Here is a 24,939-nt window from a genome sequence, read left to right as displayed (position 1 = left end):
ATTTTCATGGGGTCGCCTGCTTCAGCCGCCGCATCGCCACGATGTGCAGACCTGCCGCGCCGATGAAGCACAGGGCGTACAGGCTCATAAACGGCACATCGTCTGCTCGCGGCGTTCCACCCAGCCACAACGCCAGCGGCACACTCGCCACCGAAGCGGCCAGAAACGGCAAAGATTGCCGCAGCAATGGCCCAAACCGCCCCAGCGCCCCCTGCACATAGACCGAAACGCACATGAGCGAGAGCGCCACGAGCAGCAGAGAGAGCAGCGCCAGCTCGGCAAGCGTCAGCGCCGCCTTGCCATCATAGAGATGCGCAAAAACGCTTTGCCCCGCCACCATCAGCAGCGCACCGGCGCTCAACGCTATCCCCAGCGCCACCCAGAGGGCGCGGCGCAAACGACGGCCGAAGCTTTGGGTATCATGCACGAACCAGCTTCGCGTCAGCGCAGGCAGCACGCCCTCGATCGTCGCGCGGATCGTTGTGCCCACCGCGCGGATGATCTTGAAGGTGAAATCGAACAGCAACAGCAGCCGGGTGTCATGCGTCAGTGCCGCGATCAGGAAATAGGGGCTGTTATAGGCCGCAACCTCGCTGATCGTGAGCGCCGCCGATGCGCCAATATCGCGCAGATAGGTGCGCCGCACATGGCCTCCGCCGCGCCGCCACGCCAGCCAGTCCGCCATCCGCATCCCTGCGCGCCGGTGGATGAGTGCGATGCCGAGCGCGGCGCCGGCGACGTTGATGGCGAGTAAAGCAGACACCGAAACCATGAGGCTCACCCCGCCCAATACCGCAAACAGCGCGCCGAGGCCGAGCAGCCGCCGGGCAATATCGGCCAGCTCCCAGACAAGATTGCGATCCACCGCCGCAAGAGCCCGTTTTGCAAGTAATAACAATATATTGAGCGCAGAACCGAAGAAAAATATGAGGAATACATCCGGCATGGCGGTGCGGATCGCCCCCAGCAACATTGCGCCCGCCACCACGCAGCCGCCGATACCGATCAGACTGGCAAGGAACAGGAACAGCACGCCGATTTCCTCATGCCGGAAGTCGCTTGGCTCGCCCTCATCCTCCCCACGCCCCAGCCAATAACGCCGCAGGCGTGAATATATGACATTGGTGATGCCGAATTCCGCCGAGATGGTGAAATTGTTGAAGGCGATCAGCAACAGGAACGCGCGAAACTCATCGCCCGGCAACACGCGCACGAAGACATAGGTGACGGCAAAGCCCCAGACCATCGACAGCGCGACACTGGTGAGCTTGGCGAGAGTCAGCACCCCTGCGGACCGCTCCCCCGCCGCGACGAGTGTGCGAACCATCCCCCCGCGCGCCCGCTTAGCCGCCAGCCGACGGTCGGCGCGCACGATAGAGCACTTCGCCCAGCGCCAACCGGTGCACATCACCCGCAGCACAATCACTCGCGCGGATTATCTCTATATCGAACCCTGCGGCGCGGATGCGATCCGCGAAATCAGGGCCATATTGCCGGACATGATCCCACTGCCCAAAACGCCGCTCCCGCTCACGCGGAGGCATGGAGTAGGAACCATCCTCGGTCGGCTTGTCCCACAGGGGCACGATCAGCCACGCCTCTCCACCCGGTTTCAGCGCGGCGAAGATGTTGCGCAAGACTGCCGCGTCATCGGGCACATGCTCCATCACATGGCTGGCATAGAACAGATCGAAGCGCCCCACCTCGCCGATCGCCATCAGATCGACCCGCTGTACGCCCGCAACCTTGTATATCTCCGGGAACAGATCAGCGGGCACATAATCGCCCGCCTTCGCACGCAGCCGCGCAACCAGGCTCGCCTCATTGGGCGCCATGTGGAGGATCGCGCCGCCCTTGGGCGCGGCAATGCGACTGGTATCGAGAAGATGATGCACCAGCCGCTCGCGCGGAGATGCGCCGCACGCCGGGCAGCCCCATGCGCGCTCATCGCCATAGCGGAAGAACCCCGCCACATCCGCACCGCAGGCCGGGCAGTGCCGATCCTTGCGCGCGCCCAGCATCGTGCGCGCCGCCAGCCATGCGCGAGAGCCATGCTTGACCAGCGCTTTCATCGCGCGCTGAACGGTAATCATCGGGAAATCGTCCGCCTGTTCATCGGCACACTGCTATGCCGACGATCGCGCGAATAGCAAGTGCGGGAATTCAGTATGCTCTGTCGTGGACCAGCACCGCCACCGTCGCCAGCAGGATGCGAATATCACGCGCGACAGACCAGTCGGTCACATATTCAAGGTCGGATTGCAGGCGCAGCAGCAGGTCTTCATGCGCATCTGTGGTGCCGCGATGCCCTCTGATCTGCGCCAGGCCGGTGATACCCGGCTTGATGCAGTGCCGCGCCCAGTAGCGCGGATCGACCTCCCAATAGAGCGAATCCGCCGCCTTGGCCCCCGCCGCATGCGGGCGTGGCCCAACGATGCTCATGTCGCCTTTCAACACATTGAAAAGCTGTGGCAATTCGTCGATGCTTGTACGGCGGATGAAGGCGCCCACGCGGGTGACGCGCGGGTCGTCTTTCTGTGTGAGCTGGCTCGCGTTATGGTCTGACATCTCCACCCGCATCGAGCGGAACTTCAATATCTGAAACGGTCGCGCATCACGCCCCAATCGCGCCTGCCGGAACAATACCGGGCCGGGGCTGGTGAGTTTCACCGCAATCGCCGTGGCAATCAGCACGGGCGAAAGGGCGATTATCGCCCCCAGCGACACCACAAAATCGAAAATCCGCTTGATGATCCGCCCCCGGAAATCGAGCGGCCCGCCCGCGACGATCAGCGTGGGGAGATGCTGAAAGCTGCCCACCCGCGCGGGCGCGAAGCGGGCCATCTCCGGCACCAATATCTCGCCGCGCGCCGAGAGGGACTTCAGGGCAATGCTCCAGTCCTCGATCCGTTCGCTGGGGCAGGCGACCACGACATGCTCCGCGCCGCCAACAGCGCGGGCCAGCTTTTCCGCCATTTTCGCGTCATGACGGGTCGGGTCCAGCCCCCGCTTGCGCGCGTCGATCAGCGCCATATGCCCCGGCACATGCGGCAGCTCGACGCCATCCGCTATGAACATCTCCACCCGCGGCACCGCCCCCAATATCCGCCGAGACAGCGCCGTCATCGCATAGCGGCATGCCACGAGGCTGATGATCGATAGCCCGCCTCCCACCACAAAAGTGAGGCGCGATATCTGTTCGCCGATCTTGGCGAGGAAGATGATGAGCAGGGTCAGCATCGCCGCCTGCACGAAGGCCAGCAGCGCGTGAGCCGCGCTGGTCCGCGCCGCGCCAAGCATGCGGATGCCATAAGCGCCGCCGTTGATCGCGAGGAGCGCATATATTGGCCCCAATAGCGTGAAGATCAGTATGCCATGCGGCTTTTCCGGCTCACCCATTGCAGACCCCAGCACCAGCCAGTTTGCCAGCAGGAAGCTGCCCAGCATCCCCCACATATCGAGCACCAGCCCCAGCAGATAGAGCCGCAGCCGCGCATGCTCCTTGCTGACGGGTGGAAGAGCTGCCGAATCGGAGCGCGCTTTACTGGTCATTGATCGGGCGGAATCCTGTTGCATGGCGCGTCTTTACACAGCCTATGTTACCGCTCAAAGAGAGCTTATGTCCATTTCCTTGCGCCGCTCTGTTTTGCGCTGGCTGGCGCTTCCCTGGTGGGCGGCGCAGCTCCTGACCGGGGCGAAGTCGTTTCGCGACAATCCGCTGATCGGCTCGAAATGGCTCAATCGGCTGGGGCTGCACGGATGGCGGGTGCGCGCGGCACACAGGCTGGCGGCATGCAGGCGAGAGAAGCTGGGCAAGCGGCTGAGTGCGGAAGACAGGGCGCAATTCGCGGCGCAAGGCTATGTGCTGGTGCGCGATTTTCTGCCTGAGGAGGACTTTGCGGCATTGAAGCACGCAGTGCTGGCGCGCGTCTCTCCGGCGCGGGAGATGGTGCAGGGCGATGCCATCACCCGGCGCATCGCCATCGACGCCGCGATGCTGCGCGATGTTCCGGTGCTTGCCCGCCTCATCCGCATGCCGCGCTGGGCCAGCCTGATGCGCTATGTCGCAAGTTTCGATTCTGAGCCGCTCTATTATATCCAGACCATCCTCACCCACCGGGCTGATGCGCCGCCAGACCCGCAGCTTCACCTGCATGCTGATACGTTCCACCCGACGATGAAGGCATGGTTTTTCCTGTCTGACGTCGCGGACGAGGACGGTCCACTGACCTATGTTCCCGGCTCGCATCATTTGACGCCAGAGCGGCTGGCATGGGAACGCGAACGGGCCTTGAAAGCCCCGGAAGGCGTCGATTTTCTCTCAGCGCGCGGCTCTATGCGGATCGAAGCTGAAGAGTTGCCCGCGCTGGGCCTGCCGGGCGCGACCCGCTTTGCCGTACCCGCCAATACGCTGGTGGTGGCCGATACCTGCGGCTTTCACGCACGGGGCAGCTCATCCCGCCCGGCGATACGGATCGAGATCTGGGCCTATAACCGCCGCAATCCCTTCCTGCCGTGGTGCGGGCTGGATGTACTGAGCCTGCCGGGGCTGGCCGAGCGGCGCATCATAGCGTTATGGGCATTACGGGATCGTTTGAAGCGCTGGGTGGGCCAGCCGTGGGCGCCTGCGGGGCTGATAACGGCCGATCATGACAGGCCAACGCATGGCTGAGCCACTGTTGCGCATCCCGCCTTTTCCCGGCGCGCGGGTAACGGCCTTCGCCGTCACCGAGGCGCGGACAGGGCATCAGGTCAAGCCCGCGACTGACCTGCTTGCACAGATGCGCGCGGCGCGGGTGGGCGGAGCCTATTGGGCCTCGCAGCCTGACCTTCCGCAAGGCGACTATCTGCTGGTGCGGACGCGGGACGGATCGATGCAGGCCGAGGCGCGCGGGCAGGCGGCACGGCCGGTCGTTATCTGGACAGATGATCCGCATGAAGCCAACCCGCCGCCTGATGGCGTTGTTGTCGTTCGGGGCGAAGCCGACCCATGGCACATGCTGTCGCGCGCGCGGATGCTGTGGACCGATGCCGACGACGAAACCACTTTCATCGCCGCCCTGATGGCGGTGCCGATCGGTCTTTCGCGCACCGCTGGCCGTTTTGCAGAGCTGGCGCGCGGTGGGGACCACGCACTGGAGGCCATGGCCGCGCGGGAACTGGCGCACCGAACATGGATCGACCCTTTCACCCGCGCGCCCTGCCCCGCCGAGCGCATCATCGCCTACTGCGCGGAATGGCGCCGCCTGATCGATGCCAATCGCCCTCTCGCTGCCGCCTTTGGCTTTGGTCATTGGAAGCAGGATACGGTCGATGCGTTGCTTTGGGGTGGAGGCGGCGCGCACACGGCCTTCCTGGCCGCACAGCAGGATCAGCTGGAAGCCTTGCCCGCCAGTTCCGCTATCGCCGTGTGGAAGGCGCGGGTGCCCGAAGCGTTCCTCGCCAGTTGCGAACACTCCTCCCGCCCGCTCCATGAAGTCGAGGACGGGTTCATCCGCTCTGTCGGCCTGGGGGCAGACTGTGTGCCGCCCCTCTCGATCATCGTCGATCCTGTGGGCGTGCATTATGACCCATCACGCCCCAGCGGGCTGGAAAATCTGTTGATTGACCGCAAATTCACGCCCGATCTTCTGGCGCGCGCCCGGCAAATGTGCACTCTCATCGTGGAAAGCCGGATCAGCAAATATGAGGTGGGGAAGGCCGCTCCCCTGCCCCGGCCCGGCGGCGCAAGGCGGCATATATTGGTGACGGGTCAGGTAGAGGATGATCGCTCGGTGCTGACAGGAGGCGGAGATGTGCGCGGCAACCTCGATCTTCTCACCCGCGCGCGCATCGCCGAGCCGGATGCGTATATCCTCTACAAGCCGCATCCCGATGTGCTCTCCGGCCATCGCAAGGGCCACGTGAAGGAGGCCGATGCGTTGCGCCATGCGGATGCGATCATTGCCGACCAGCCGATTTCGGCTCTGCTCGACATGGTGGATGGCGTGCATGTCATCACCTCGCTCGCCGGGTTCGAGGGGCTGTTGCGCGGCAAGGATGTGACGACACACGGCGTGCCCTTTTATGCAGGCTGGGGGCTGACGACCGATCTGGGTGCTGTGCCAGAGCGGCGGCGCGGGCACATGCGCACGCTCGACGAACTCGTCGCGGCCACGCTGCTGCTCTATCCGCGCTATCTCGATCCCGTCACCGGCCTGCCCTGCCCGCCGGAAATCCTGATTGAGCGGCTCAAATCAGGCAGCGCACGTCGGAAAAATACAATCCTTGTGCTGCTGCGCCGCGCACAGGGCAATTTACGGCGCTGGTTTACAGGGGTAAGGGCGGCTTCATGAAGAATGTGGGCATCGCCAAGCGCCGATTCCTGTTCCTGCAAGGGCCGCAGGGACCATTTTTCTGGCAACTGGCGCAGCATATCCAGCAGATGGGCTATCCGGTCTATCGCATCAACATGAACGGCGGAGACCAGATCGACTGGCCGGGCGAGGCCGCCAACTATCGCGGCGGGCCATCGGGCTGGAACCGCTATCTCGATGGATTTATGCGCGACAACCGCATCACGGACATATTGCTGTTTGGCGATTGCCGTCCGCTGCATATGGCGGCGCACGGTATGGCGAAGCTGCGCGGCGTGAACATCCATGTGTTCGAGGAAGGCTATATTCGCCCCCATTGGGTGACGATGGAGCCGGATGGCGTCAACGGCCATTCCTCGCTGCCGCGAGACCCGGATATCTTATTGAAAATGGCGGCACAGCTTGCGCCGCTTCCGCCTGCCACAGAAATCACCGCCAGCTTTCGCCGCCGCATGCGCGATGCCGTGCGCTATTATCTGGCCACAAGCCTCAACCGCTGGCAGTTCCCGTTCTACCGATCGCATCGGCCAGACTGGCCGATAGCAGAGGCGGCGGGCTGGGCGCTCAAATATGTGCGCCAACGCCTTCATGCCCGGCGCGATGCGGCGGCGCTGGCGCAGGTGGGCCAGTCCCCCTATTTCCTGTTCCCGCTCCAGCTCAATTCCGATTACCAGATCAGGGCGCACTCGCCCTTCTCCAGCATGTATGACGCGGTTCTCTATGTGATGGAGAGTTTTGCCCGCTTCGCGCCAGAAGGGACAAAGCTCGTCATCAAGGAACATCCGTTCGACTGCCAGTTCCGAAGCTGGCGCCGCTTTCTCGATCGGCACGCCCGCTGGCTGGGCATGGAAGACCGGGTGCTCCACGCAAGTGGGGGCGACCTCACCGCCATGGCGCGCGACAGCATCGGGATTGTTACGGTCAACAGCACTTCGGGCACACTGGGCCTGTCTCAAGGTGTTCCGGTGTTCGTGCTGGGCAACGCGATATACGACATTCCCGGCATAACCCATCAGGGCAAGCTGGACGATTATTGGCCCGCCCCGCAGCCGCCGGAACAGGATGTTTATGACGCCTTCCGTCGGGTGCTGCATGCCCGGTGCCTTATCCCCGGCGGCTTTGCGAGCGAATCGGCGGTGGCGACGCTGATCCGGTCTGCGCTGGAGCGGCTGTTCGATGACCCGGCCCATATCCCGGTGAGGATAGAGCCGGGCCATAGCATTGCCACCGCTCAGGCCGCCGCAGAAGTCTCCACTGCGCTGCCGGTTTCCGCCTCTACCGGCGCCTGACGTATCAGATAATCGAACGCGGTAAGCGCGGCGGTCGCGCCATCGCCCATCGCGATGACGATCTGCTTGTAGGGCGCGGTGGTGGCGTCTCCCGCCGCGAATACGCCGGGAAGCGATGTCGCGCCGCGCGCATCCACCTCGATTTCGCCGCGCGGGGACAGGGCAATGTCGCCTTTCAGCCATTCGGTGTTGGGCACAAGGCCGATCTGGACGAAGATGCCCTCCAGCTCGATCAGATGCTCGTCTTCCGTCGTGCGGTCCTTGTAGCGCAGCCCTGTCACCTTCTCGCCATCGCCCATCACCTCGGTCGAAAGCGCAGATACGATGATCGTCGTATTTGGAAGGCTGTTGAGCTTGGCTTGCAACACCGCATCGGCGCGCAACTGGCCGTCGAATTCGATCAGCGTGACATGGGAAACGATGCCCGCAAGGTCAATCGCCGCCTCCACGCCGGAATTGCCGCCGCCGATCACAGCAACGCGCTTGCCCTTGAACAAAGGGCCGTCGCAGTGCGGGCAATAGGCAACGCCCTTATTGCGGTACTCGTCTTCACCCGGAACGCCCATCTGCCGCCAGCGCGCGCCGGTGGAGAGGATGACGGCCTTGGCCTTCAATTGCGCACCATTCTCCAGCTCAACGCCGATCAAGCCGCCCGGTTGCGCTGCTGGCACCAGCTTTGCCGCTTTCTGAAGGTTCATGATGTCGACACCATAATCCTTGACGTGCGCCTCCAGCGCCGCCGCCATTTTCGGGCCTTCGGTGTGCTGGACAGAGATGAAATTCTCGATCCCCATCGTGTCCAGCACCTGCCCGCCGAACCGTTCTGCCGCGACACCGACACGGATGCCCTTGCGCGCGGCATAGATGGCCGCCGCCGCGCCCGCCGGCCCGCCGCCCACCACGAGGACATCGAACGGCTCCTTCGCCGCCATTTTCTCCGCGGCCTTGGCGATCGCGCCGGTATCCAGCTTGGCAACAATCTGCTCCAGCTCCATGCGCCCAGAGGCAAACACCTCGCCATTCAGATACACGGTCGGCACCGCCATCACTTTGCGGGCATCGACCTCGGCCTGAAACAGCGCGCCATCGATCGCGGTGTGCGATATGCGCGGGTTCAGCACCGCCATCAGATTCAGCGCTTGCACCACATCCGGGCAGTTCTGGCAGGAGAGCGAGAAATAGGTCTCGAAGGCATAGTCACCCTTAAGCCCACGCACCTGATCCAGCAGCTCCGGCGCGGCCTTGGAGGGATGCCCCCCCACCTGCAACAGCGCCAGCACCAGCGAGGTAAATTCGTGGCCGAGCGGAATGCCCGCGAAGGTAACGTCGATGTCTGTGCCAACGCGGCGGATGAGGAAGGACGGCTTGCGCGCTTCCGTGCCATCGCGGCTCACGCTCACCTTGTCAGAAAGCGCGGCGATCTCATCAAGCAACTCGGCCAGCTCCAGCGATTTCGCGCCGTCATCAAGCGACGCCACCAGCTCTATCGGCTCGCGGATGTTCGCGAGATAGGCCTTGAGCTGATCCTTCAGTGCGGGTTCGAGCATAAAGTCCTCCATGTGCGCTCCTCATGAGCGCGCGGTATCGCCTGCCGCCCCACGCTCATGTGGGGGGCGAGCCTGGAAACGGCAGGCGACAGGGTGGCGACCCCGCAACAATGCAGAGCCGCTATCTTTATGGCGTCAGATCTTGCCAACAAGATCCAGCGAGGGAGCGAGGGTCTTTTCGCCTTCCTCCCACTTGGCAGGGCAAACCTCGCCGGGGTGCGTCTGCCAGTATTTCAGCGCCTTCAGCTTGCGCAGCAGCTCTGCCGCGTTGCGACCGACGCCCTCAGGCGTGATCTCCACGAGCTGGATCACGCCCTGCGGATCGACGACGAAGGTGCCACGATCCGCAAGACCGACGCCGGGGCGCAGCACATCGAAATTGTTGGCGAGCACGTGGTTCTGGTCGCCCAGCATATAATAATCGATCTTGCCGATAGCGGGCGATGTATCGTGCCATGCCTTGTGGCTGAAATGCGTGTCGGTCGACACCGCATAGATTTCCGCGCCCAATGCCTGAAACTCGCCATATAAATCCGCGAGGTCCTCCAGCTCGGTCGGGCAAACAAAGGTGAAATCGGCCGGATAGAAGAAGAAGATCGCATATTTGCCCTTAACATCGGCATCCGTCACATCGACAAACTTGCCCGATTTGAAGGCAGTCGCGGCGAACGGTTTGATCTGGGTGTCGATAACGGCCATTTTGGTCTCCATAGTTTGACGTGTTGGATTTCCCGCGCGCCGGGCCATGAAACAGAACCGACTCCGCGCAAAACTTGTGATGAGCGTGATACCAGCCCGCGAGGCAGTGGGGAAATTGCTTTTATACGCATCACAGATCGATAAATCCGATCAATCACGACCACACCTCCCTGCCGCACGCTGCTTTTTTGACTGGACGCCGAGCGCCGCTTGAAGCATGGAAGCGCCCAAGCCGGCTTAGCTCAGTTGGTAGAGCACCTGATTTGTAATCAGGGGGCCACGGGTTCGAATCCTGTAGCCGGCACCATCATTTATCCCTTTACTTTCAACATCTTATTCCATCGCGGGCGACCACTCTCAAGGCCCGTTCGGGCGTCGATGTGGGTGATATTGTGTCATGGCCGTCCAGTGTTTCCAACGTCTTAGCGGATTCACCCCCTTGTGACGTGAAAATCAGCTGGTCAGCATAAGGCTGCAAATGCTTCACCGACATGTGCGCGTAGCGGCGCACCATAGCTTCCGATTTCCAGCCGCCCAGCTCCTGAAGCACCCAAGTGGGCACATCATTCTGCCGAAGCCAACTCGCCCATGTGTGACGCAAATCGTGCCAGCGAAAATTGGTGATACCGCATTTCTCCAGCGCCTTGCGCCAAGTGCTCGTGTTCGCCGATCCGAGCGGACGCCAGCAATAGGTTGACCTGCACCCCGATCTTGGACCGCCCTGCTGGTGACTTTCCAGCGTGCTGACGTCAGGGCGGGCCATGTACCGCTGATGCCAACATGAGCGATATCGGTGGTTTGTTGCCGATCGCGCTATGCGGTCGTACTTCATTGTAGTCTTTACGCCAAACCTCGCATTTTCGGATCGCGTCTTCCAAGCTCATGAACCAGTGCTGGTTCAAGCATTCCGCACGGAACTTGCCGTTGAAGGACTCGATGAACGCATTGTCCGTCGGCTTGCCAGGCCGCGAGAAGTCGAGTGTCACTCCTTTCATGTATGCCCACATATCGAGCTCGCGAGAGATAAATTCGCTGCCCTGATCGACGCGGGATAGCCGACCTCGGCGCAGACTCGTTCCAGCACCTCGATCACATCTGGGGCGCGGAAGCGGAACCGGGGAACGACCGCCGGAGAGAACCGACTGAACGTGTCCACGACCGTAAGAACACGCAGCTTCGGCCCTGTCGCCAACTGGTCATGGACGAAGTCCATGGCCCATACATCATTGACTCGGGAGGCCGCACAGCGGCCTTCCCTCAACTTCGCCTTCACTCGCCGCTTGGGCGCTTTCTTGCGCAGTTGCAGACCCATCTCCTTGTAAAGCCGGTAAACCCGCTTGCCGTTGATCTCCCAGCCTTCGCGTCGAAGTAGAACATGGATACGGCGATAGCCCTACCGAACCCGTGTCTCCGCGATCTCCTTGATCCGTTGCTTGAGGTCGGCCTGATCGGTGCCCTTGCCACGATAATGGTAGCTGGATCGTTCCGTCCGAAGCACGCTGCAAGCCCTGCGTATGCTGACCTGCCATGTGCTGCGGACATCATCGACCAGTTGGCGCCGCCGATCAGGCCTTAGAGCGTTGGCCGCACTTCGCTTGGCCGCCTTCGGCTCCGCGAGACGACATCCTGCAACATCGCCTTGTCCAGGCTGAGGTCTGCCACCAGCCGTTTGAGCTTCGTGTTCTCATCTTCAAGCTGCCGCAGCCGCCGCATCTCCGACGGCATCAGGCCGGCGTATTTCTTGCGCCAGTTATAGAACGTCGCCTCGCTGATCCCTGCCTTGCGGCACACCTCGCCCACCGACGTTCCATCGTCCACCTGCTTGAGCACGAAGGCAATCTGCGCTTCGCTGAAATTCGATCTCTTCATCACATACTCCGTATTCTGGCCCTCCGATCATAACTGGAATTTTCCAGCCCAAAACGGTCCAAAATTCCGGGTGCAGGTCACCGCAGATGTAGATAATGCGGGCCATTCTCCCATTATCGCAAAGGCACGCCGGCCTCGTTCAGCCCCTCCCGCACTCCATAGGTGAGCCGCACAGTCAGCTATATTTCGACTATATGAATACCCCACCAGCATATAGGCTGGCACACTCAATTGGAGTGACGGGCATGTCGACTGATATCTTTCTGCTCAGTGGACATGCCCCGCCAACAATCAGATCACTACTTCATTGCCATCGACGAAGACACGCACATTTTCGAAGTTCGTGGCGTCCAGCCCGATTACCGAGAAGGTGAACGTCTCTCCGGCCGCTGCGCCGGGCGTAGCCAGGAAAGCCTTGAACGCCGCGACATCGGCCTGAATGGCGCTGTCCGCCCACTGGCTTGCCTTGAATTCCAGCCGCACGGTATCGATCCCGGTGCCACCATCAGCAGAGTTGTAGGCTGTTGCATTCTGGGCATAGTTGAACAGCAGGGTGTCCTCGTCACCGCCAAGGAAGATAACGTTGCTGCCTTCGCCGCCATCGACCGTGTCGTTGCCTGCATCGCCATAAATCTCGTCGTCATCCGCGCCGCCGAAAATTACATCCCAGCCTGACCCGCCATAGATAATGTCGAAACCCGCATCGCCATATATGATATCGTCACCGGTCCCGCCGTGCACCTCGTCATCGTCACCATTGCCATGGATCAGATCGTTGCCAGTGCCACCCATGATGAAATCAAAACCGTCGCCGCCGTTGATCGTGTCGTTTTCCTCGCCACCGTCGATGAAATCGTCACCCGCGCCACCTTCGATGGTGTCGTTGCCGATGTCTCCATAAAGGGAGTCGCTGCCGATGCCGCCGAGGATCTGGTCGTTGCCCTCGTCACCATGAATGGTGTCGTCGCCGCCGCCGCCTTCGATATAGTCGAAGCCGGAATCACCGTGGATATCGTCCGCGCCGGCGCCGCCATAAATAGTGTCGACGCCCGTCCCGCCGCTGATGCTGTCGTTACCCGCGCCGCCTTCGATATAGTCGTTGCCGCTGCCGCCAGAGATCACATCATCGCCATTGCCGCCCTCGATACCATCATCGCCGCTGCCGGCGTTAATGACATCCGCGCCGTCACCGGCGTAGATGATATCGTTGCCACCGCCTGTGCTGATGATGTCATCACCGCCATAGCCATAAATGGTGTCATCGCCCGATCCTGTGGTTAACGTATCAGAACCGGAACCTCCGTAAAGATATTGGTTTGCCATGATCATATCCCCGCATATAAAATGTTGAATTAAGTTACGAAAAAACACGGCCCGATTAAATTTTACATTTTTATTTCATTAATGTTACAAACAAATATTCATAGAATCGGGATTTTTTGATGCAGTTTTTCATTATTATGTTAACTATACTTAATATTATTTTCAGGTCAACTGTCATGCGTGATGCGGCTGTGCATGAGAAATGGTTGTCCGCGCCTTCGGAATATGGACAGAAACAGTGGGGCGCCTGCTGTCATCCCGCTTTCACGAATCACCCCTAGTTAACGAATCTTAACGGGGCGGCGGGCGCCACGGGGCAGCGCATGCGCGCGTCATTCGCGCGGTGCGTGATCCGGCCTGTCGTTTCCGCAGTTGAAACAAGCCTGGTCCGGCATTTTTGGGGAGCATTCTATTATGGATATCGATCTATCGAACTATGTCAGGATAGGCCGTTACGACCTGCCGGAGCCGACCCGCACCAGCGCCCCCACAAACAATCTGCTGGCGCAGGAAGTTTCCGCCGTGACCTATAACTGGGACACCGACAGCTTGTTTGTCGTTGGCGATGGCGGCACCTCGATCACCCAGATCAGCAAGACTGGCCAGTTGATCGACACCATGACGCTGGCGCAGGGCAGCAGCCCGCAAGGCACAGAATTCTATGACCCTGAGGGTCTCACCTATATCGGCAACGGCCAGTTCGTGATGACCGAGGAGCGGGACCGCACCGCCGTGCTCGTGACCTATCAGGCCGGAACGACCCTCACACGCGCCAACGCGCCGACCGTCGCTCTTGGCACGAACGTAGGCAACGTCGGCATAGAGGGGCTGAGCTTTGACCCGCTGACCGGCGGCTATATCTTTGCCAAGGAAAAGACGCCGATCTCGGTGTTCCAGTCCACGATCGACTTCGTTAATGGTACTGCCAGCAATGGTTCGGCCAGCACGGTCAACAATATCGACCTGTTTGGCTCCAGCGGCCTCAATGTCCTCGATCTGGCCGATGTCTATGCCCTGTCCAACATCGCGACCGCCGTGGGCACGGACGAGGAAGGCAACCTCCTGCTTCTCAGCCAGGAATCCGCCCAGATTCTGGAAGTGGATCGCGCCGGCAATATCCTCAGCACGCTCACTCTCGTATCAGACCCCGGCAACCCGCTCGATATCGCCTCACAGCAGCACGAAGGGCTGACGATGGATGCCGATGGCTATCTTTATGTGGTCAGCGAGAATGGCGGTGGAGACTTCGATCATCCGCAGCTCTGGGTCTATGCGCCATCCATCACGCCGAACGCCGCACCAACCGCCATCACGCTTGGCAACGCGCTCTCGATGATCGATGAGAACACCAGCACCGTGGCGCGTATCAAGGTGGCCGATGTCCTCGTGACCGACGATGGGCTGGGCACAAACGCGCTAGGGGTAAGTGGTGCCGATGCAGCGTTTTTCGAGGTAGACAGCACTGGCCTTTATATCAAGGCGGGCGTTGTGCTCGATTATGAAAGCAAGACCAGCTATTCCGTCACCGTAGAGGTGGATGACGCCAGCCTCGGCGCAACGCCGGACGCCAGCACCAATTATGTGCTGTCGGTGAACGACATCGCGGTCGAGAATGTCGCGCCGCTGGTCTACATCTCTGAAGTCGCGCCGTGGTCCAGCGGCAACAGCCCGGTCGGCGCAGACTGGTTCGAGGTAACGAACGGCGGCTCCAGCGCGCTCGACATCACCGGATGGCGGGTTGACGATGGCTCTGCCTCATTTGCCAGCTCCGCCGCGTTGAACGGCGTCACCAGCATCGCCGCAGGCCAATCGGCAATATTCATCGAGGGTGGCGCAACGCAGATCGCCAACTTCATCACCACATGGTTCGGCGGCGTGCAGCCCTCCAACGTCCAGATCGGCTCCTACTCCGGCAGCGGGCTCGGCCTCAGCACCGGCGGCGATGGCGTCAACCTGTTTGACAGCACAGGCACCAACAAGGCCAGCGTCAGCTTCGGCGCATCACCCGCTTCGGCGCCCTTCGCTACGTTCAACAATGCGGCGGGCCTCAATAACGCCACTCTGACGACGCTGAGCGCCGTTGGCCAGAACGGCGCGTTCGTTGCACCCGGCGATGCGGCCGAGATCGGTTCACCGGGCAGCGTGGGCAGACTCATCATCTCGGAAGTCGCGCTATGGTCCAGCGGCAGCAGCCCCATCGCGGCGGACTGGTTTGAAGTGACCAACACCAGCGCGTTTGCTATCGACATCAGCGGCTGGAAGATGGACGACAGCTCCGGCTCACCTGCCGCCGCCGTCGCGCTTAATGGCATCACCACCATCGGCGCGGGTGAATCGGTGATCTTCATCGAGTCCGCCAATCCTGCCGCAACCAAGGCAGCGTTCCTCAGCACATGGTTCGGCGGCAATGCGCCAGCCAACCTGCAAATCGGCACTTACACAGGCGGCGGCGTCGGCCTCGGCACCGGCGGAGACGCGGTCAACCTCTATGACAGCGCCAACGTGCTGCGCGCCAGCGTTGCCTTCGGAGCCTCGCCTGCCGGCCCCTCATTCGCAACGTTCGACAACGCGGCGGGCCTGAATGGCGCTACGCTTTCAACCCTCAGCGTGGCAGGCACCAACGCGGCGTTCAATGCTGTCAACCACACTACCGAAACTGGCTCGCCCGGCGAGATCGCTGTGGTGAACGACGCGCCGGTCGCGCAGGACGATGTGCTGGCTGACATTGCCGAAGACGCCCCGGCCTTCGCGATCAGCTTCGCAAGCCTGCTCGCCAATGATGTGGCCGGCCCCGCCAATGAAGCGGGGCAGACTCTCACCATCACTGGCGTCAGCAACGTTGTGGGCGGCACGGCAAGCATCGTCGGCACGGATGTGATCTTCACGCCGGATGCCGACTTTAACGGTGCGGCCAGTTTCGATTACAGCGTGCTGGACAACGGCACCAGCTATGGCCGGAACGCCTTCCTGAGCGACGTTGGCACAGCGAGCTTCACGGTTACGTCTGTCAACGACGCGCCGGTCTTCACCTCGCCATCATCATTCGCGGCCACTGAAAATTCGGTCGCGGCGGCCAGCATCGCGGCGACCGATACCGAGAATGACGCACTGACATACAGCATCAGTGGCGGTGCGGACCAGAGCCTGTTCACAATCGATCAGAACACCGGCGCGCTCAGTTTCGTCTCCGCGCCAGACTATGAAACGCCGGCCGATGCGGATCAGAACAATGTCTATGCGCTTGACGTTACCGTAACCGACGCGCTGGGTGACTTTACGGTACAGTCAATCACCATCAGCGTATCGGATATCGCGGAAGCGGGCCTGACCATTAATGGCACCCGCAATGCGGACACGCTGAACGGCACAACCGGCAACGACATCATCAACGCCGGCAATGGCAACGACTCTGTGTCTGGCGACGATGGCAACGACACCATTCTCGCTGGCAACGGCAATGACATAGTGTCTGGCGGGCGGGGAACGGACCTGCTCAGTGGCGAGAATGGGTCAGATACTCTGGATGGCGGCGCGGGTGACGATCTCATCTTCGGCGGCACCGGCAATGACAATCTGACCGGAGGGGACGGCGCGGACAGCCTATTCGGCGAAAACGGCATCGACTATCTCTACGGCGGCCTCGGCGACGACATTCTCGATGGCGGCCAGGGCAAGGATTATCTGACCGGTGGCGACGGTGCGGACAGCTTCCTGCTAGGCCTGCCAGCCCTATCCGGCGCGGACTCAGTGCAGGACTTCGTATCAGGCGTGGACAAGATCCAGCTCAACGCCGCAGACTTCGGCCTTGCCGCAGGCGCGCTGGACAGCTCCATGCTGGTATATGGCACCCGCGCGACAGATACCCACGCAGAGTTCATCTATAACTCCGCGACCGGGCGGCTGCTATGGGATGCGGACGGCATAGGTGGCACTCGCGCTGTTACCATCGGCTTCCTGGAAAACCACGCCGCCATAACTGCGGACGACTTCATACTGGTATAAAAAAACGATGACATGCGGCCGGTCCTTACCCAAAACCGGCCGCATCTCGTCTGACCACCCGAACCCGCAAAATGTCATCTCACAGTCATGAACCCTGTCTAATGGCCCGTTAAACGGGCAAGGGATAAGGTCATGACCTCAGCATCGCGGGCGATCGACGCAGCAGTAATCTCCCACGAAGGCATCAGCAGAAAAGGGCTGCTCGAACGGGCCTTCGCTTTTGCCTTTCGTGGCCTCGTCTATGCGCAGATATGGGAAGACCCGGTGGTAGACATGGAGGCGCTGGCGATCACGCCCGATTGCCATGTCGTGACAATCGCGAGCGGCGGTTGCAATGTGTTGAGCTACCTCACCGCCAACCCGCGACAGATCAGCGCGGTGGACCTTAACACCGCTCATGTGGCGCTCAACAAGCTCAAGTTCACAGCGGTGCGCCACCTGCCCGATTACGAGCATTTCCGCCGCTTCTTCGGCGATGCGGACAGCCCGGCCAACATCGAGGCCTATCGCCAGCATATCCGCCCTCATCTCGATGATACCAGCCGCCGCTATTGGGAGGGGCGCGACCTCAGCCTGCGCCCGCGTGTGGCGATGTTTGGCAAGGGCGCCTATCGCAGGGGTCTGCTTGGCGGCTTCATCGGGGCGGCACATTTGATCGCCCGGATGTATCGGGTAGACCTTTCGACCATGCTGACAGCGCGAGACATGGCGCATCAGCGCGCGCTGTTCGATGAAAAGCTCGCCCCTGTGTTCGACCGGCCCTTCATGCGCTGGCTCACGAGCCAACCAGCCTCACTCTTTGGCCTTGGTATTCCGCCAGCCCAATATGATGCCCTTGCCGGCAATGAGACGATGGCCACCGTGTTGCGCAAGCGGTTGGAAAACCTCGCCTGCGGGCACGATCTCAAGGATAATTATTTCGCATGGCAGGCCTTTGGCCGTGGCTATGGCAAGGCGGCAGATGCGCCGCTTCCGCCTTATTTGCAGCAACACCATTATGAGACGGTCATGCAAAGAGTGGATCGCGCCTCGATCCATCATGCCAACATGACCGACTGGCTGGCTGAGCAGGCCGACGCCAGCATGGATCGCTACGTGCTCCTCGATGCTCAGGACTGGATGACCGACGCCCAGCTTACCGCTCTTTGGACGCAGATCACCCGCACCGCCCGCCCCGGTGCGCGCGTGTTGTTCCGCACCGCCGCAGAGCCGAGCCTCCTGCCCGGCCGCCTGCCCGATGCGCTTCTCGATCGGTGGGACTATCGGGCAGAGGAGTCGGCAGGGTATACAGTGCGCGATCGCTCCGCCATTTATGGCGGTGTGCACCTCTACACGCTGCGCTGAAATGGCGAGCCGCGCCGAGCCTGATCATGCCGCCCGCATGGATGGCATTTATGGCATGCAACGGCATATCTATGACCTCACCCGCAAATATTATCTGCTGGGCCGAGATCGGCTCATCCAGCGCCTAGACCTTGCGCCCGATGCAACTGCGCTGGAGATTGGCTGTGGCACCGGACGCAATCTGGCGCTCGCCGCCCGCCGCTACCCAAAGGCAAGCCTGCATGGCCTCGATATCTCACGCGAAATGCTACGCTCGGCGGAGGCGAAGCTTGCAGCCTATGTGGCGCAGGGTCAGGTGCGACTGGCGCAAGGGGATGCGACCCACTTCGATCCGGCCAAACTGTTCGGACACCCGCAATTCGACCACATCTGGTTTTCATACACCCTCTCCATGATACCGGACTGGCGCGGCGCGCTGGAGATGGCGATAAATCTGGTCGCACCCGGCGGGTCTATCCATATCGTCGATTTCGGCCAGCAGGCTGGTTTGCCGCACTGGTTTCGCAACCTGCTGCACCGCTGGCTGGAGAAATTCCACGTCACTCCGCGCGTCTGGCTAATCGACACATGCCGGGAAATAGCGGATCAGAGCGGTTGGCGGATCGAAATCGAGCGGCCCTACAGGGATTATGCCTGGCTCATCACCCTGCATCGCCCTTGAACGGCCTTTGCACGCATACAGGCATGGCTTAACCCGGCGACAAACTGATCGGTGCATCGGTTCCAGTCGTAGCTCGCGCCATATTCCGCTGCCGCCTGACCCGGCAGCAACGCCGCGCGCCTGATGGCAGAGGCCAGATCGTCATCCAGCACACCGACAGGAACGCCGAGGCTGTTATCCACGCCCCTGCCCTCGTCTCCGACAATATCGAGCGGCCCCGCCACCGGAAAGCCCGCGACCGGAGTTCCGCAGGCCAGCGCCTCGATCATCACCATGCCGAATGTATCGGTAAGGCTGGGAAAGACAAATACATCCGCCGCGCGATAGGCGCTGGCAAGATCATCCCCTTCTAACGCGCCAAGAAAGACCGCATCCGGGTATCGCTGGCGCAGAGTGGCCAGCGTCGGCCCGTCACCGACGATCACCTTGGTGCCCGGCGTATCGAGGCGCAGAAACGCTTCCAGGTTCTTCTCTGCCGCGATCCGCCCGACGGAGAGCAAAACTGGTTTCGGCAGATGCTCCATGGCGGCATGGCGCGGTCCATCCGGCCGGAACAGCCGGGTGTCGATACCCCTCGACCAGATCCGCCCTCCATATATCGCGCGACTGTCCAGCTCGCTGCGAAGGCGCTCGGTCGATACGAATATAGCGGCGGATCGGTTGTGAAAGCGCCGCATCACCGGCCAGAAATACTCCGCCGACAGACCCGTACGCACCGCCGCATAATCAGGGAAGCGCGTGTGAAAAGCGGTTGTGAACGGCACGTCGTGATCAATGCACCATTTCCGTGCGCTCCAGCCGATCGGCCCCTCCGTGACAATATGAACGACATCGGGCGCCATCGCCGCCAGCCTGCGCCGTGCGCCAATGCGGGGCGCGACCGCCAGCCTGATCTGGCTGTAACCGGGCATGGGCAGGGTCAAAAACTGATCGGGCGTAATGCACCCGGCCTGGTGGCCACGTTCTTCCAGCAGGCGGATCGTCATATCCAATGTGCGGACGACCCCGTTCACCTGCGGGTGCCATGCGTCCGTAGCGATGGCGATCTTCACGCCGCAACCGCCTGACGCTTCTCGCTTCGCAGATATGCCGCCCAGTCCACAATCGACATCGCGCCATCCGCCGCCTCTACCAGCGCGGTACAGCTCTCGACCCAGTCGCCATCGTTATAATAAACGACATCGCCAATCTGGCGGATTTCCGCGCTGTGGATATGCCCGCATACCACACCATCGAGATTTTGCGCAGCAGCCTGATGCGCCACCGCTTCCTCAAAGTTGCAGACATATTGAACCGCGTTCTTGACCCGCTTTTTCATATAGGCGGACAGCGACCAATAGGGCATGCCCATCCGCTTGCGCACCCAGTTGAAGGCGACATTGGCTTTCAGCAGCAGCTCGTAGGCCCGGTCCCCCAGAAAAGCGAGCCAGCGGGCATAGAGCACCACGCCATCAAACATATCCCCATGCGTGACGAGCAGGCGGCGGCCATCCGCCGTCTCATGGATCGCCTCGTTGACGATATCTATGCCGCCAAAGTGCATCCCCGCATAATCGCGCAGCATCTCGTCATGATTGCCCGTGATATAAATCACTCTGGTGCCACGATGCGCCATTTTGAGGATGCGCCGCACCACCTCGTTGTGCGCATCGGGCCAATACCACCCCTTGCGCAGCCGCCACCCGTCAACAATGTCGCCAACCAGATACAGCTCCTTGCACTCCACAGAGCGCAGGAAATCGAGCAGCATCGTCGCGTTGCAACCAGAGGTACCGAGATGGATATCGGATATCCATATGGTCCTGTAATGCTGCTTGGGGCGATAGCTCTTGGGTTCCGGAATGTTAAGCCAGCCTGGAAGCCCTGACATAGCGAGTTGTGTCGACAAATCTTGCGCTGAACCCACTGCCACCCCCTTCGATCGTTTCATCATTTCCCCAAATTTGAGGCGTCTATAGATGAACCCGATGACATGGTGATGGCACTGCCCTTACACTTTTGTTGCAGCGCAACATCGGGCTGGCACGGGATTCAGCGGCAGCTATTGGCCGGGCCGGGATCAATATCTCTGCACTGGCCATCCACAACCGGGCGGTTGTCCGCCGCGCCTGTGGCAGGCTCCTCCGCATGGCGTGTCTTCATCCCCACGATCGCGGCCAGTGTAGGTGCGATGTCGATTGTGCGGATCGGCAGCGATTGCTCAAAGGGCTTGCCTCCACTGCGCCAGAACAGGATTGGTACGCGGCGGTCGTGATTCCATGGGCTGCCATGGCCAGCGATCGCCCCGCCCGCGCGCGCGCCACCGAACGACACGGCAGGCGCAAACGCAACGAATATATCTGGCGAGCGCTCTGCATCGACACTCTCTGCATAGCGTTCCGCAAGGGACAGTTCATCGGCGGGCTTTCCTGCGGGCACAGCAATCCGCACAATCTCGTCGCGCGGAAAGGCACCCACGATCATACCGTTCCAGGGCAGTGCGGGGTTCCCCTCTGTGCCAAGGAGAGTCAGGGTTTCCGCAACGATCTTGCGCACCATCCCCGCGTCAGCCTTGCGCCGGTCGATATAGAGCGATTGATTTTCATAGGCACCCTTATCCGCGCCGAGGATAGGATCGAAATCAAGGCTAAGGCGGCTGCGCAGCATGGCGTTCAGTGCGGCAGGCAGATTGAGCATTACCCGGCCTGTCGGCACACCCCTGTCAGCAACGCGCTCTGCCGCGTCAACCGCGCCATGATCGGCGGTCAGCACCACCGCATAGGGAATTTTGAGCCGGTCGATCCGCGCCAGAAACGCCCCCAGGGCACGATCCAGATGCGCCATCTGGTCGCACATTTCCGGTCCCTGATTGCCATAGCGATGGCCGATATGATCCGTTGCGCTCAGCGATACGGCCAGCACATCGGTCGTCTCAAGCTGGCCGAGCTTATAGCGCTCCAGCATATCGCCCGCCAGATCAAGCGTGATCTTGTCGAGCAACGGAGACGCGCGCAGCCAGCCGAGAAACGCCTTATCCTCGCGCCAGGACTTGGCGGAATCGCGGGTCAGCACGGGCGGCACATGGTGGTCTATCCGCAGGCTCGGCGCATAAGTGCGGCTTTCATCGAGCGCAGTACAGCGCGGATCGAGCGGCTTCCATGAAGGAAGTGCCTTGGTCCACGCACTATCCAGTGCCGCGTTAAACCCGGCTACGGGCGCCAACGCAGCGACTTCATCACCGCCCGGCTTTACAGCTGTGTTGAAACCGAGATCATCGTCCCACCAGAAGGTTGCTGTCGGGTTTTGACCCGCCATCACAATCGCCGCACGATCCTTGCCGGACACGGAAACGGTGCGCGAACCGGCATCGCGCACCTTAAGCCAGTCACCCAGCATGGTCGTTTTAAGATTGGCCGGGCCACGTGGCTTATCTGGCCTGCCCGGCACCACCATGCCCTTATCATAGACGCAATAGACTTCCTTGCCGTCCGCGCCATACCAGCTATTGGCGATGATGCCGGTCGCACCGGGGCGGCGGCCGCTCAGGATTGTCGCATGGCCGGGGCAGGTCTCGGTCGCGGCGTGGCTTTGATAGCCATTGGGGAATACCGCGCCGCCGTCGATCAGCTTTTTCAGACCCGCGCCGAAACGCCCGCGATACTGGCTAAAAAGATCGGCCGAAAACTGATCCACGGAAATCGCAACGATGAGCTTGGGTGCAGGCGCCGTCTGTGCCGCCGCAGGGGCGAGGCCAGCCCACACAACCGATATCGCTGCAAGGCATGATCTGTATATCATCGCTTCATCCTCTTTCCTGACAGACGCAGCCCCTTAAAACCCTTTGATGACGGTCCTGTGTCCGCTCAGCTGATATAGCCCGCCAGCCGCATTATCATCACAGGCGGCGTGGCGATGCACAGAAAGGTGCCGAGCGGCAGCATTGTTGCCGCATGAGGCTTTTGGCGGCGGATGAGAGCCTGCCAGGCCGTCCAGAGCAGCGCCAGCGCAGATGCAGCGAACAGCAACAGAGGCAGCGCCTGCCACCCCATCCATGCGCCCAGCGCACCGAGCAGCTTGGCATCGCCCAGCCCCAGCCCCTCGCGCCCGCGCAGAGCGCGATAGACCAGCGCCACCACCATCAGAGCACCATAGCCGGCTAGAGCGCCGATGATGCTATCGGCTGATGACACGCCGGTAAGCCAGGGGCCGATCGTCAGCCCCAGAAACGCAAGCGCCAGCGTCAGCGCATCGGGCAGCCAGTAATGCCGCGCATCCAGCACCGCGAGGGCGAGCAACATCCAGCCCGCGAACATCCAGCCGAGTGCGTGCGGGAACGGCACGAGCATTGCTGCTGCCACAGCAATGCCCCCGCACGCCAGTTCCACCTGCCAGTGAAGCGGGTCGATGGAGGCGCCGCATCCACGGCATTTTCCACGTTGAAACGCTGCGCTGATGACCGGCACCAGTTCCCAAGGCTGCAGGATCCGCCCACAGCCATCGCAGGCGGAGCGCCCGTGTAGGATCGAGCGTCCAACAGGCCAGCGCAGGATGAGGGCGGCGAGGAAGCTGCCCGCCACAAGGCCCAGCACCAGTCCAACAGCAGCGCGCGCCGCAAGATCAGCCATGCGCCCTGCCCGCGCAGGCGATCCACCCCGCCAAGCGCCCCGCCGCGCCCCATTTCCGCCAGCGCGACCCCTTTGGCAGGCCAGAAACATCATTCAGATCGAAAATCAGCTCGTTCCAGAGATAGCGCGGCGCGGAAGAGATAAGATAATGGCTGATATTCTTGCGCGTGGTGGCAAAGGCAATATCCTCGATCTCGCGCTCTCCGCCACCCGCCAATACGCGCAGGGCGATGCGCACCAAAGCGCGTATGCGCCAGTCCCGCCCCGCATCGCGCAACACGGCATCAGGCACCGGCCAGCCGAAGAGCGCGCCGCACAGCAACAGCGCCTGCGCCATGCTGCGCCGCCCCTCGGCCCAGCCTATCCCGTCATACAGCGCGGCAATACCATCCTGCCCCATAGGCGCGAGCAACGCCGCCAGATCAACCAGCCATTTGAGCCGTGACCAACCATGCTGCGCGCCGTGATTGGCGAGGTAGAGCAGATTGAGCCGCTCTGGCAGCACCGCGCACTGCGCGCCAGAGGGCAGCGCGACCCGCCCCGGCGCCATGTTTGCGGGCAGCGGCAACAGGCAGGCATTGTCAAACAGCCGCCAGTGCAGCTCGACTATCTGCCGACGCCCATCGTGCAACAGCTCCACATCCTTGCGCCGCCGCATCAGCGCGGGAAGCGCCCCCTCTCCGCCTCGGCGGTAAAACCCCATAGATTCAAGCATATCGAGCGCGGCCGTGGCATCGCGCGGCGCAACCAGAATGTCTATGTCACGGCTGGTGCGCATCCCCAGCCGCCCGTGGAGCATCAGCGAGAGCGGCACACCCTTCAGCACGATGCAGCCGATGCCGCGCTGTTCCATCAGCGCCACGATCTCGCGCACGGTCGCCGCCAGCGCCAGCTCTTCAAACGCCGCCTGTTGGGCAAGAGCGGAAAGGCGCGCGGCCAGCGGCTCCGGCAGGGCATTGGCGCTCCCGGCCAGCGCTGCCGCCAGCGCAGGGACCACACGATGCCGCTCGGCCAGCCGCACGAGCGCGCCCCAGTCTGCTCCGTGCTCAGGCACAGGAGCTGCCGGTTCTGCACCCACCAGACATGGCGCTATGGGCCGCGCCAGCGCCGCGAGGCTGGCCGGGATCGATGCCTCCGGGGCAAGGAGACTCGGCCTATTTCGCCCATGCGGCACAGTCGCTTTCATGCGAGGCTATATAGCCGCCCCGCGCCTGCCTGCCTATCACCCCGCATGCGGCAATATTT

General features: G+C 61.8%; 18 protein-coding genes, 1 tRNA gene and 1 pseudogene. 7 read left to right on the top strand and 13 right to left on the bottom strand.

Features of this window, described 5'->3' with window-relative positions; genetic code table 11:
* Positions 1-4: 4 nt before the first annotated feature.
* From EQG66_RS05225 to EQG66_RS05215, 3 genes are all read right to left on the bottom strand, one after another.
* Entirely contained in the window at positions 5-1,327 is a 1,323-nt protein-coding gene (locus tag EQG66_RS05225) for a hypothetical protein (protein ID WP_129403475.1), read from the bottom strand.
* Between the two features lie 16 nt (positions 1,328-1,343).
* Complete coding sequence (locus tag EQG66_RS05220) at positions 1,344-2,093, bottom strand: class I SAM-dependent methyltransferase (RefSeq protein ID WP_129403474.1); 750 nt, start codon at positions 2,091-2,093, stop codon at positions 1,344-1,346.
* A gap of 70 nt (positions 2,094-2,163) precedes the next feature.
* Positions 2,164-3,552, bottom strand: coding sequence for an exopolysaccharide biosynthesis polyprenyl glycosylphosphotransferase (locus EQG66_RS05215; protein ID WP_129403473.1), 1,389 nt, complete (start codon positions 3,550-3,552; stop codon positions 2,164-2,166).
* Positions 3,553-3,619: 67 nt separating this feature from the next.
* On the opposite strand from EQG66_RS05215, the gene EQG66_RS05210 reads away from it, so the two are divergent.
* Genes EQG66_RS05210 through EQG66_RS05200 form a run of 3 tightly spaced genes read left to right on the top strand, consistent with a single transcriptional unit; the run spans position 3,620 to position 7,645 of the window.
* Positions 3,620-4,672: a phytanoyl-CoA dioxygenase family protein gene (locus EQG66_RS05210; protein ID WP_181951780.1), complete on the top strand. Its 1,053-nt coding sequence runs from the start codon at positions 3,620-3,622 to the stop codon at positions 4,670-4,672.
* Positions 4,665-6,335, top strand: coding sequence for a capsular polysaccharide export protein, LipB/KpsS family (locus EQG66_RS05205; RefSeq protein WP_129403472.1), 1,671 nt, complete (start codon positions 4,665-4,667; stop codon positions 6,333-6,335). The genes EQG66_RS05210 and EQG66_RS05205 overlap by 8 nt, the downstream gene beginning before the upstream one ends.
* On the top strand, positions 6,332-7,645 hold the full coding sequence (locus tag EQG66_RS05200; RefSeq protein ID WP_129403471.1) for a capsule biosynthesis protein: 1,314 nt from the start codon (positions 6,332-6,334) through the stop codon (positions 7,643-7,645). Before EQG66_RS05205 ends, EQG66_RS05200 begins: the two co-directional genes overlap by 4 nt.
* Here EQG66_RS05200 and ahpF read toward each other — a convergent pair.
* Both ahpF and ahpC read right to left on the bottom strand, forming a co-directional pair.
* Positions 7,588-9,192 (bottom strand): alkyl hydroperoxide reductase subunit F, encoded by a 1,605-nt coding sequence (gene ahpF, locus EQG66_RS05195; RefSeq protein ID WP_129403470.1) that lies wholly within the window; start codon positions 9,190-9,192, stop codon positions 7,588-7,590. The two genes, EQG66_RS05200 and ahpF, sit on opposite strands and share 58 nt — an antisense overlap.
* 135 nt (positions 9,193-9,327) lie before the next feature.
* Entirely contained in the window at positions 9,328-9,891 is a 564-nt protein-coding gene (gene ahpC / locus EQG66_RS05190) for an alkyl hydroperoxide reductase subunit C (protein WP_129403469.1), read from the bottom strand.
* A gap of 231 nt (positions 9,892-10,122) precedes the next feature.
* Between ahpC and EQG66_RS05185 the strand changes: the two genes are divergently transcribed.
* Positions 10,123-10,198 (top strand) — tRNA-Thr (locus EQG66_RS05185).
* 18 nt (positions 10,199-10,216) lie between these two features.
* Here EQG66_RS05185 and EQG66_RS15530 read toward each other — a convergent pair.
* From EQG66_RS15530 to EQG66_RS05170, 3 genes and pseudogenes are all read right to left on the bottom strand, one after another.
* Positions 10,217-10,654, bottom strand: a complete 438-nt coding sequence (locus tag EQG66_RS15530; protein WP_342775116.1) for a tyrosine-type recombinase/integrase — start codon at positions 10,652-10,654, stop codon at positions 10,217-10,219.
* Positions 10,641-11,760 (bottom strand): annotated as a pseudogene (locus EQG66_RS05175) (IS3 family transposase). Before EQG66_RS05175 ends, EQG66_RS15530 begins: the two are co-directional and overlap by 14 nt.
* Positions 11,761-12,051: 291 nt before the next feature.
* Positions 12,052-13,083, bottom strand: a complete 1,032-nt coding sequence (locus tag EQG66_RS05170; RefSeq protein WP_164975596.1) for a calcium-binding protein — start codon at positions 13,081-13,083, stop codon at positions 12,052-12,054.
* Between the two features lie 414 nt (positions 13,084-13,497).
* Here EQG66_RS05170 and EQG66_RS05165 point away from each other — a divergent pair, with 414 nt between their 5' ends.
* The 3 genes from EQG66_RS05165 (at position 13,498) to EQG66_RS05155 (ending at position 19,090) form a co-directional block, all read left to right on the top strand.
* Positions 13,498-17,085, top strand: a complete 3,588-nt coding sequence (locus EQG66_RS05165; protein WP_129403466.1) for an SdiA-regulated domain-containing protein — start codon at positions 13,498-13,500, stop codon at positions 17,083-17,085.
* Between the two features lie 132 nt (positions 17,086-17,217).
* Entirely contained in the window at positions 17,218-18,429 is a 1,212-nt protein-coding gene (locus tag EQG66_RS05160; RefSeq protein WP_129403465.1) for a BtaA family protein, read from the top strand.
* A 1-nt stretch (position 18,430) separates the two neighbouring features.
* Positions 18,431-19,090, top strand: coding sequence for a class I SAM-dependent methyltransferase (locus tag EQG66_RS05155; RefSeq protein ID WP_129403464.1), 660 nt, complete (start codon positions 18,431-18,433; stop codon positions 19,088-19,090).
* Here the strand turns inward: EQG66_RS05155 and EQG66_RS05150 are convergent.
* The 5 genes from EQG66_RS05150 to EQG66_RS05130 all read right to left on the bottom strand — a co-directional run bounded on the left by EQG66_RS05150 (position 19,057) and on the right by EQG66_RS05130 (position 24,880).
* The gene (locus EQG66_RS05150; RefSeq protein ID WP_129403463.1) at positions 19,057-20,142 is read right to left on the bottom strand and encodes a glycosyltransferase family 4 protein; all 1,086 of its coding nucleotides are present in this window, start codon (positions 20,140-20,142) and stop codon (positions 19,057-19,059) included. The two genes, EQG66_RS05155 and EQG66_RS05150, sit on opposite strands and share 34 nt — an antisense overlap.
* Positions 20,139-20,960, bottom strand: a complete 822-nt coding sequence (locus EQG66_RS05145) for a UDP-2,3-diacylglucosamine diphosphatase (protein ID WP_245987882.1) — start codon at positions 20,958-20,960, stop codon at positions 20,139-20,141. Before EQG66_RS05145 ends, EQG66_RS05150 begins: the two co-directional genes overlap by 4 nt.
* Before the next feature lie 161 nt (positions 20,961-21,121).
* Positions 21,122-22,867 (bottom strand): alkaline phosphatase family protein, encoded by a 1,746-nt coding sequence (locus tag EQG66_RS05140; RefSeq protein ID WP_129403462.1) that lies wholly within the window; start codon positions 22,865-22,867, stop codon positions 21,122-21,124.
* 65 nt (positions 22,868-22,932) lie between these two features.
* Entirely contained in the window at positions 22,933-23,694 is a 762-nt protein-coding gene (locus EQG66_RS05135; RefSeq protein ID WP_129403461.1) for a prepilin peptidase, read from the bottom strand.
* Complete coding sequence (locus EQG66_RS05130) at positions 23,687-24,880, bottom strand: nucleotidyltransferase domain-containing protein (protein WP_129403460.1); 1,194 nt, start codon at positions 24,878-24,880, stop codon at positions 23,687-23,689. The genes EQG66_RS05135 and EQG66_RS05130 overlap by 8 nt, the downstream gene beginning before the upstream one ends.
* Positions 24,881-24,939: the final 59 nt, after the last annotated feature.

This window comes from Sphingobium fluviale (genome assembly GCF_004122115.1).
Taxonomy (GTDB): Bacteria; Pseudomonadota; Alphaproteobacteria; order Sphingomonadales; family Sphingomonadaceae; genus Sphingobium; species Sphingobium fluviale.
This window is presented reverse-complemented; position numbering and strand designations above follow the sequence as displayed.

Coding starts and splice junctions, on each gene's coding strand:
- EQG66_RS05225 (WP_129403475.1), bottom strand. CDS start 1,327: ATGGTTCGCACACTCGTCGCGGCGGGGGAGCGGTCCGCAGGGGTGCTG.
- EQG66_RS05220 (WP_129403474.1), bottom strand. CDS start 2,093: ATGATTACCGTTCAGCGCGCGATGAAAGCGCTGGTCAAGCATGGCTCT.
- EQG66_RS05215 (WP_129403473.1), bottom strand. CDS start 3,552: ATGACCAGTAAAGCGCGCTCCGATTCGGCAGCTCTTCCACCCGTCAGC.
- EQG66_RS05210 (WP_181951780.1), top strand. CDS start 3,620: ATGTCCATTTCCTTGCGCCGCTCTGTTTTGCGCTGGCTGGCGCTTCCC.
- EQG66_RS05205 (WP_129403472.1), top strand. CDS start 4,665: ATGGCTGAGCCACTGTTGCGCATCCCGCCTTTTCCCGGCGCGCGGGTA.
- EQG66_RS05200 (WP_129403471.1), top strand. CDS start 6,332: ATGAAGAATGTGGGCATCGCCAAGCGCCGATTCCTGTTCCTGCAAGGG.
- ahpF (WP_129403470.1), bottom strand. CDS start 9,192: ATGCTCGAACCCGCACTGAAGGATCAGCTCAAGGCCTATCTCGCGAAC.
- ahpC (WP_129403469.1), bottom strand. CDS start 9,891: ATGGCCGTTATCGACACCCAGATCAAACCGTTCGCCGCGACTGCCTTC.
- EQG66_RS15530 (WP_342775116.1), bottom strand. CDS start 10,654: ATGGCCCGCCCTGACGTCAGCACGCTGGAAAGTCACCAGCAGGGCGGT.
- EQG66_RS05170 (WP_164975596.1), bottom strand. CDS start 13,083: ATGGCAAACCAATATCTTTACGGAGGTTCCGGTTCTGATACGTTAACC.
- EQG66_RS05165 (WP_129403466.1), top strand. CDS start 13,498: ATGGATATCGATCTATCGAACTATGTCAGGATAGGCCGTTACGACCTG.
- EQG66_RS05160 (WP_129403465.1), top strand. CDS start 17,218: ATGACCTCAGCATCGCGGGCGATCGACGCAGCAGTAATCTCCCACGAA.
- EQG66_RS05155 (WP_129403464.1), top strand. CDS start 18,431: ATGGCGAGCCGCGCCGAGCCTGATCATGCCGCCCGCATGGATGGCATT.
- EQG66_RS05145 (WP_245987882.1), bottom strand. CDS start 20,960: ATGTCAGGGCTTCCAGGCTGGCTTAACATTCCGGAACCCAAGAGCTAT.
- EQG66_RS05140 (WP_129403462.1), bottom strand. CDS start 22,867: ATGATATACAGATCATGCCTTGCAGCGATATCGGTTGTGTGGGCTGGC.
- EQG66_RS05135 (WP_129403461.1), bottom strand. CDS start 23,694: ATGGCTGATCTTGCGGCGCGCGCTGCTGTTGGACTGGTGCTGGGCCTT.
- EQG66_RS05130 (WP_129403460.1), bottom strand. CDS start 24,880: ATGAAAGCGACTGTGCCGCATGGGCGAAATAGGCCGAGTCTCCTTGCC.